Source organism: Oligoflexus sp. (assembly GCF_035638955.1).
Taxonomy (GTDB): Bacteria; Bdellovibrionota_B; Oligoflexia; order Oligoflexales; family Oligoflexaceae; genus Oligoflexus.
In genome coordinates, this window is record NZ_DASQYZ010000373.1 from 23504 (window position 1) to 30510 (window position 7007).

At 51.3% G+C, this 7007-nt stretch carries 8 protein-coding genes; all 8 read right to left on the bottom strand.

Going from position 1 to position 7007, the window contains the following annotated elements; genetic code table 11:
* Positions 1-7 precede the first annotated feature (7 nt).
* Positions 8-1789, bottom strand: a complete 1782-nt coding sequence (locus tag VE954_RS32530) for a hypothetical protein (protein WP_324960884.1) — start codon at positions 1787-1789, stop codon at positions 8-10.
* Positions 1790-1849: 60 nt separating this feature from the next.
* Positions 1850-2758 (bottom strand): hypothetical protein, encoded by a 909-nt coding sequence (locus VE954_RS32535; RefSeq protein WP_324960886.1) that lies wholly within the window; start codon positions 2756-2758, stop codon positions 1850-1852.
* Between the two features lie 49 nt (positions 2759-2807).
* Positions 2808-4463 carry a hypothetical protein gene (locus VE954_RS32540; RefSeq protein ID WP_324960888.1) on the bottom strand — a complete coding sequence of 552 codons (1656 nt, stop codon included), beginning with the start codon at positions 4461-4463 and terminating at the stop codon, positions 2808-2810.
* Between the two features lie 19 nt (positions 4464-4482).
* Positions 4483-4992, bottom strand: coding sequence for a hypothetical protein (locus VE954_RS32545; RefSeq protein WP_324960890.1), 510 nt, complete (start codon positions 4990-4992; stop codon positions 4483-4485).
* Position 4993: 1 nt separating this feature from the next.
* Entirely contained in the window at positions 4994-5764 is a 771-nt protein-coding gene (locus VE954_RS32550) for a hypothetical protein (RefSeq protein ID WP_324960891.1), read from the bottom strand.
* A complete protein-coding gene (locus VE954_RS32555) occupies positions 5757-6236 on the bottom strand; it encodes a hypothetical protein (RefSeq protein ID WP_324960892.1) in 480 nt (159 codons plus the stop codon). The genes VE954_RS32550 and VE954_RS32555 overlap by 8 nt, the downstream gene beginning before the upstream one ends.
* 17 nt (positions 6237-6253) lie before the next feature.
* Positions 6254-6649, bottom strand: a complete 396-nt coding sequence (locus VE954_RS32560; RefSeq protein ID WP_324960893.1) for a hypothetical protein — start codon at positions 6647-6649, stop codon at positions 6254-6256.
* 12 nt (positions 6650-6661) lie between these two features.
* The coding region (locus tag VE954_RS32565; protein WP_324960894.1) for a hypothetical protein at positions 6662-7007 on the bottom strand (346 nt) is incomplete at its 5' end.

Sequence of the window (7007 nt, forward strand, 5' to 3'; positions counted from 1 at the left end):
TCAGTTCTTAAAAATCCTGGAGAGGAAAAGGCGTGACGCCTCCGATTGTTTCCAGGTTCGTGCTTTGTGCTGCTTTCTCCACGTCCTCGTATTTGTTGCAGGCTTTCCAGTTAAAAGTTTGACTATCCATGGGCCTGGGGACCCCGATGAGGCAGATGCCGGTCGACAGTTTGGCCTTAACAATGAACTCGCTGGAACCTTGCACTGTATAGTCCCGCTGGGCGTTCACGAAATCATTAAAGCTCTCTTTGCGGAAGTAGTTCAGGGGAATGACTTCCTTGGTGAAATTTTCAAACCATTGCAGCGTTGATTCGCATTTAGGTATCTTCACGGTTTTTCTTCGCAGGCAAAGGAAACCGGCGCACTTTCTCTGGATCTCTTCCCAGCACCTTTGCGATGTGCGGCTTTCCAAGGTTTTGTGCAAATGCTCGGGCATGTAGTTGTAGAAGGTCTTGCGACCGTCCTGAATCCAACCTTGCAGCATCTCTTCGCGCATCTGCTGCGACGCACGAACGCTTTGAGAGAAATTTCCTATGAAATCCTGCTCTATGCCGCCTCTCAAATCTTCCAAGGTGCGCCGGTCAAAATCCGAAGCCGCTGTTTCCAGAGAGCAAAACCAGTTGCGATTGACTTCATTCACGACCCGGGTCGGAATCGGCGAATAGATTTGATCATCGTTCGTGCTCTTGCTGAATTGCAGACCAAATTCAGACTGGAGTTGCGATGAACCCTGGCAGCGGAAGAGTCCCTGGGAGTTGTAGCGGTAAATGGATGATCCCGAAATTCCCAATGGCAGAAGCAAGTAGCCAGGATGGTCCGCGTCTGCAGAGGACAATGTTTCCACGATACCCTTGTAGCCGTTCCAGTCTAAAGCAAAGGAGACGATGCCGCCACTCACCGGGAGGCTGCGACTGCTATTCGAAGCAATCGAGGAACCGAAAACGTTTTGATCTCCCGGAGCGCGGATAGCACTATTCCCGTTGCTGTCGACGCCCGATTCAGACATATACGTGGGGTTGATATCAAGAGTATCGCCCGTCAACGGTAGGGTTTTGATCTTAATTCCGACTGTTTGGCCAAATTTACCCAGCATCTCATATTCTTCGCCCGTCAAGCCACGGACCACATTCAAATTCAAACGATGGGTGACGAAATTTCTAGCCATGTAAAGATAAAACCGGAGCTCATCGTCGTTGAGATCTGTCTTGATCGAGGCCCCAGCCTCCGTGTACAGCGCTACCAGGGCGGAAACCAGCGTGGCTTTATTGGTGGAAGATAGCCTGAAAAGCCCGTCCTGCAATTTTTTAGTGGCTGCCTCTTTGAGTGCCAGATCACTTGTGAAAAACGGATCACCGGGTTCCTGCGATGTCACGGCAGCCGCCACACTTGCTTCCCTGATGTCATCATTGAAGTCGTTGTTCTCGGGGTCCCAGGCGCTGCCCAGTATGGCCTGAATCCTTGGCCACCATACAGTATCCAGTTGCTGGTTGAGTTGGCGCTTACTCTGATTGGGTACGATAGTGGCAGGATAAGTGGAGTCCACACCGTAACGAGGGCTGACCCACCATAAGCTGGGATCTTCCAAATCCTTATAGAAGTTCAAACTGCCGATAAACTGCGCAATTCTGCGGCTTTCGTCACTCCCATCGGCAAGTTGCACGTAGGCGGCGATATCGGGTGTGCTGACCATCGAGCTCGGCCGAGGCCGCTCTTCATTCGCGCGCAGCGGTGCCGAAGCTGACCAGGCAACGGCTATTGTAAAGAGGCAGGAAAAGGTATTTTTTCGCATAAAAACTCCTTGAGGATAAATGAGTTGCAGTCGTTGGCGAATTTCCTGGCCAACCAAGCATCATGGATGTTTGAGGTCTGCTAAAAAGGCAAAAGGATCGATCTCGGCGTAGGCCCGTCGCATCTCGTCCGTCAGATAGTTGTTGAGAACGCTCAACTTATCTTTGATTTGTAAATCCAGTGGTGCAAGGTCGGGTATTTCGATTGTGGTATCATCGAATACAAATGAATCGAGATAAACATCGGTGATTCTAATTTGCATGGTGGCACCGTCGATCAGCCCAGTAATCCGACCGAAGGCCTCATAACTGGTTCTGACCGGTATTCTCAACAAACCACCAACATGAACGACACCCGCTATGTCATCACTGAAGGTAAAGGGAGTCTGATCGAAACGAATCTTCTGTTCTGTCGTGACCGTAATTCCGTTCGTTCCGGTAAAGCGACCTGTGGCATTCGATTCCGTGACATTGATTTGGCATTGAATAGTTGAAAATCCGAGATCGTAGGCGATATCGTAATTGCCATTGAAACCGTTGGGGAGATACAGAGCCGTTCGCTCAAAGAACTCCTGGGCAAACCTGGTGTCGATAACTTTCTGCTGGAGAAGGCCCGAAAGAATCCCATCACGGCAGCCTGATTCGTTGGCCCCTACGCCCAATCGCATGGCAAAACTTTCCCAAGTCTCCTGCTCCGGGGATTTAGGGTGGATGACCTTGCCATTCGGCAATGTGATTTTCTTGGGTTGGCGCTGGCTATTGACCTGCTTTTGACAGATTCCATAAGCCAACTGATAGCTCTGGCGCGCGAGTTCCGAAGCGACCTCAATGCACGCCTTAACCTTTTCAGCCCGATTGTGAAGACTGGCCAGTTTGCTTTGCGAATGCACAATTACATTTTCGCAGTCCATGCCCATCGATGGCCTGGCGGCCACGCTTGCAAAAAAGCACAAAAGAACCACCAGACGCATGATCGACCCTCCTGAAGAATGCCCCAGAGCCACGGCTTGCTGTCTTTCATTAGCGCCAGATCACCGGTGTGGCTGACGACGCATGTTTGGTATAAACTTGAGTGTAGCTAAACTTATCTTCTGTGGTTGTATTCCACGCCTTTTTAATTTCTTCACGAGTTACGTCACGACCGAAAATGGCATTCAGACCTTTCAAGACAAACGAACCGACCTTGCAGAAGATCTCAGGACAAATGTCCTTCAAGCCGTCAGCGAGGACTTCCGCTCCATGCACTGCAGGTGTTGGTGCGGCCACCTCCCCATTGGCAGCTATGGATTCCACGACAGCCCAGTCTTTAAGAATCCGATCCAGGAGCGCAGCTTGAACCTCCTGTCTCATTTGCTCAGCGTTGACCCCACTATTGTCGTTGAGCACGACAAATGAGAAACCATCGCCGGCCTGCATGTCAGCCCAGACTTTGTGCGTTGTCTTGCTCGAAAAGAAGCCGCCGCGCTTGGTTGTGGTCTCAATCTTGTTATAGGTTGCCCATTTATTCCAGCGTGCAATCGCGTTAAGATAGCTGTAAGTCCGGAAGTCGTAAAGAAACCCCGCGGCACGAACCAGCTCCGGCGAACATGCACCAAGGCGAGAAAGTGTCAACAGCACGGCCGAATAACCCTCGCCGTGGATAACACTCATGGCTGTTTCACCTTCTAACGCCGCTGCAGGCGCTGTGCCGGAGACACTGACTCCGAGTACGGTCCTTCGCGATATGGTCGCGTTGTTGTCAGCTACACTCGGCAGGAAGTTGAAAATGGCTTTATCAATTTCGATGGGGCGGACACGGTAGCCTGGGTTCGACGCCTGCAAAGTTTCCTGCTGACTCCTGGAGCTGGAGGAAATCACAGCTGAGGCGCTTCCTCCGTAGTCTTTACCCATACTATCAATATAGCCGATCACTTCGTCCTGAAGATCGGCGATGTCTTTACTGGTGTCATTGATTGTGCCCGTCAGTTTGGTGATGCGTCCGGCGCTAGCGTCTGCCTCGGCGCAGCTGCCGGCTTTTGCCTGACGATAGTTGGTCAGCTTTGCGTCTTCAGTCGTAATCGAAACGTTCAAACTGTTGAATCTGGACAGCGCATCGGCCAGGTTTTGCTTGTCTGTGTCACAGTCCGCAGGCGAGGCTGCCAGTTCTTTACAGGTATTGAATTCGCCTTTCGCTGCTTGAACATCGGCTTTCACAGCAATCATATCGTTTTTCAGTTTATCGACCAGCTCGGCTTGACTTGATGTGAGGGACGTATTCTGGATGCATGATCCCGTTGCACTGTTATTGGTTTGGATGAGAGAGGTGAGAAGGGCCCTGCTATTGGCCAGGAGCTCGATCAATGTGAGACGCGATTCGGAAAGGAGGAGTTCACTTTTGAGTTCGGTCTCGACGGCGCTACAGTTGGCTGCTATCGAAACTTCTTTATCAGTAGCTTCCACCGTCGCTAACCTTGGAACAAAGAACAAGTCTCCGGAGGGTTTGACAGCCAGCGATATATTCTGCTCGTTAACATCAACCGAAACGCCCGGATAAACTTGATAACCATGCGTGACGACATCCCTGCCTAGCGGATAATTATGCATGGGCAGGATAAGTTCAGCTTGAGCCTGACTCCAAGAGACAAGGCATAATACACCAGTTGCATAACGAAGCACATTACCAGTTCCCTTCAGCATGATTCATTCCTTTTTTATGTTAATGACCCGTCAGGGGTAGCAGTTTTTTTTCCAGATTCTTGACAATGTTCTGCCTGCGTGTGGCGAGTTCGCGCTCATCTTCGAGAAGATCTTCAAGTCGCTCCTGTTCTTCTGAGTTGCGGATCTGCGGCTTGCCGTGTTGATCCGTTAGGGATTTCCGTCTGTTTCGCAGCTCTTCTGATGCTGCGTGAGTCTGGCGAAGTTTTTGGCGAGCGTGCTGGATCTCTGCTGAGATACTCTGCAGTTTCGATGCGGTTTGGTCCGCATTTTGAACCTGCTTGTGAATCGCATCACTCACCTCAGCTTCCCGTGGTGGGTTAGGGTTTTCAATTCGGCTGATTACAACGTCAGCTTGATGAATAGCGTCTTCAGCCCTGGCTTTAAGATCTTCAGCCTCACGATCACCAGGGTTGAAAAGAAAAGTGGCATAGGGTCTCAAGAAAACGATGGCTCCACCTAAAACACCTGCAAGCAGGACCGACGAGATCCCAAACTTAAGTTTATGCATATTATGACCTTTCGCTTAAACAAGTAGGTCGCCAGCCGAGTTCATAGCCGCCGGCAAACTCTTTAAAGTCAGTCTCAGGCAGATAGGGCGCCAGGACTTGCGGTGACCAGACGCTGGTTCCACAAAACGCCTCGGCAAATCTTTGCCCCACCGCATAACCTGATGCTGCAGGCGTGCTCAGGTCGTCCCGAGCCTGACGACTGGGTTGGTCATTGCTCACATCCTGGCGTGCAATGCTACACCCCACGAGGAATCCATTGCCAGTCGATAGCTCTTGCAGTTGAGTCCAGGCTTGGCCAGGTACAGGCATGATCAAGAATTTGTCAGGATCGAAGAGAACCCCTCCCGCGGCAGCCGTCGCATATTCCAGTGTCATGGGTTCCGTGTGTTCGCTGCTCATAAAGCAGTACCCGTAACCCAGGGCGTATCCCGCCAGGCTAGCTAGACTGAGTTTATCGCTGCAGCCCTCAACGGCCCTATCAAGGAGAGTCGCTATCGCATCCTGCATTCCGGAGAGATAACAAAGTTTTGAGTAATCATCCGTCGTGATGCTTCCGATCGCTTCAATAAGCTGCCGCGATGCCTCGTCCCCAGCGTAAAATAAGTCGCCGCATGTTAGCTGACTGAGGCCGAGCTGCTGTCCACCATGCGCGGCTCCCTGCTTACGCATGATTTTGCAATAGCTCGTTTCCTGTTCATTCAATTCGCGGAGAGCCGCCATGCCGTAAGAGGAACATAGGAATCCGACAAGGACCAGGCTGCCTTTAATCACAAGAACCTCCCTTGCCCAATGCCAACAGTGAAGTCGAAATTCCTTGATAACATGCTGCCGGGTTGGACGATTCTTCCGCATGCTGATGAAGATCCATAAGCGTATGCGCATCCAGTAACGACGACTGACAGGAACCTGTGAGCCTTTCGGAAGCTAGTATTTGGCATTCCTCGGCGATAGGTGCCTCGTCAATTTCTGAACACGCGACACCCAGCTGCAGCTGAACTCCATGCACTGCGCCCATATACCAGCATGTTTGATCGATCCCGTCCGCAAAAGAAGCCTTCATAGGTTCGAGCTGGTTGAATATGACTAGCGCATGATCTTGAGTCGACTGGCACAGCCCTGCACCCGGCTGCATCAAAACTTCCGACTGCTTTCGGCCGAGAGTCTCAAATCGCAGGCAACGCTTTGCGTCCAATGCGTGAAGCCTGGATTCCATGAGAAGAAAAATAAGCAGGATGGCTCGCATGCCGGGGACTCCTTATCCTAGTTGGTGACAGCAATCGCGCTATCAAGGTCATCGTTGGCGCCTGGCGGCTCATAGCGTACGCTACCAGACTCGTAAGTCAGACGAACCACGACTCCAAAACGCGGGTGCTTGATGAGTTCACGCACCGGAACATGCTCCTGAAGAACTTTTGCTTCTTTTTCCTCGCCAGCATATTTCATCGACTCCGGGTAGTTTGCGTCCTCTTCTGCAGGTTTCTCTTTTTCTGGAGCCTTTTCGCCTGCGCCGGGAGGGGCCGGCGTTACAGATCGAATATCGGGTTGGCTGCCGCCGGTCGAGAGGTTCTGCGTTCCCCGATTCGAGATGTAGACTAGAGTCAAAATTGAAAACAAAACGGCGCCAATCAAGGGAATGTATTTTTTGTTTCCTGTCACGGCTGCTTCCTCTTAATTGCCCAGGTGTGGTCGACCATCGAAGAAATTGATGGGCGTTTTCTTCTGCTGAGCATGCGTGCTTCCCAAGCGACAGGCCTGGATAAGATAAGCGGACTTTTGCTCGTCGCCATCAATGTTGACGATGGAAACCAAGGATGCCACAAACTCGTCCCAGGCAAGGCTATCGCGAGGTACCAGCACATAGTCCCCGGTGATGAAGCCGCTGCCCCCTGCAAAGGAAAGATGGAGCTGGGTTACCGACTGTGCCGTACTCACATAACAGCGGTTGTATTCAATCTGTAAAGTCAATGTCAGGCTATCGTTAAAAATCTTGGCACAATTAAGTGCCGTATTGAGC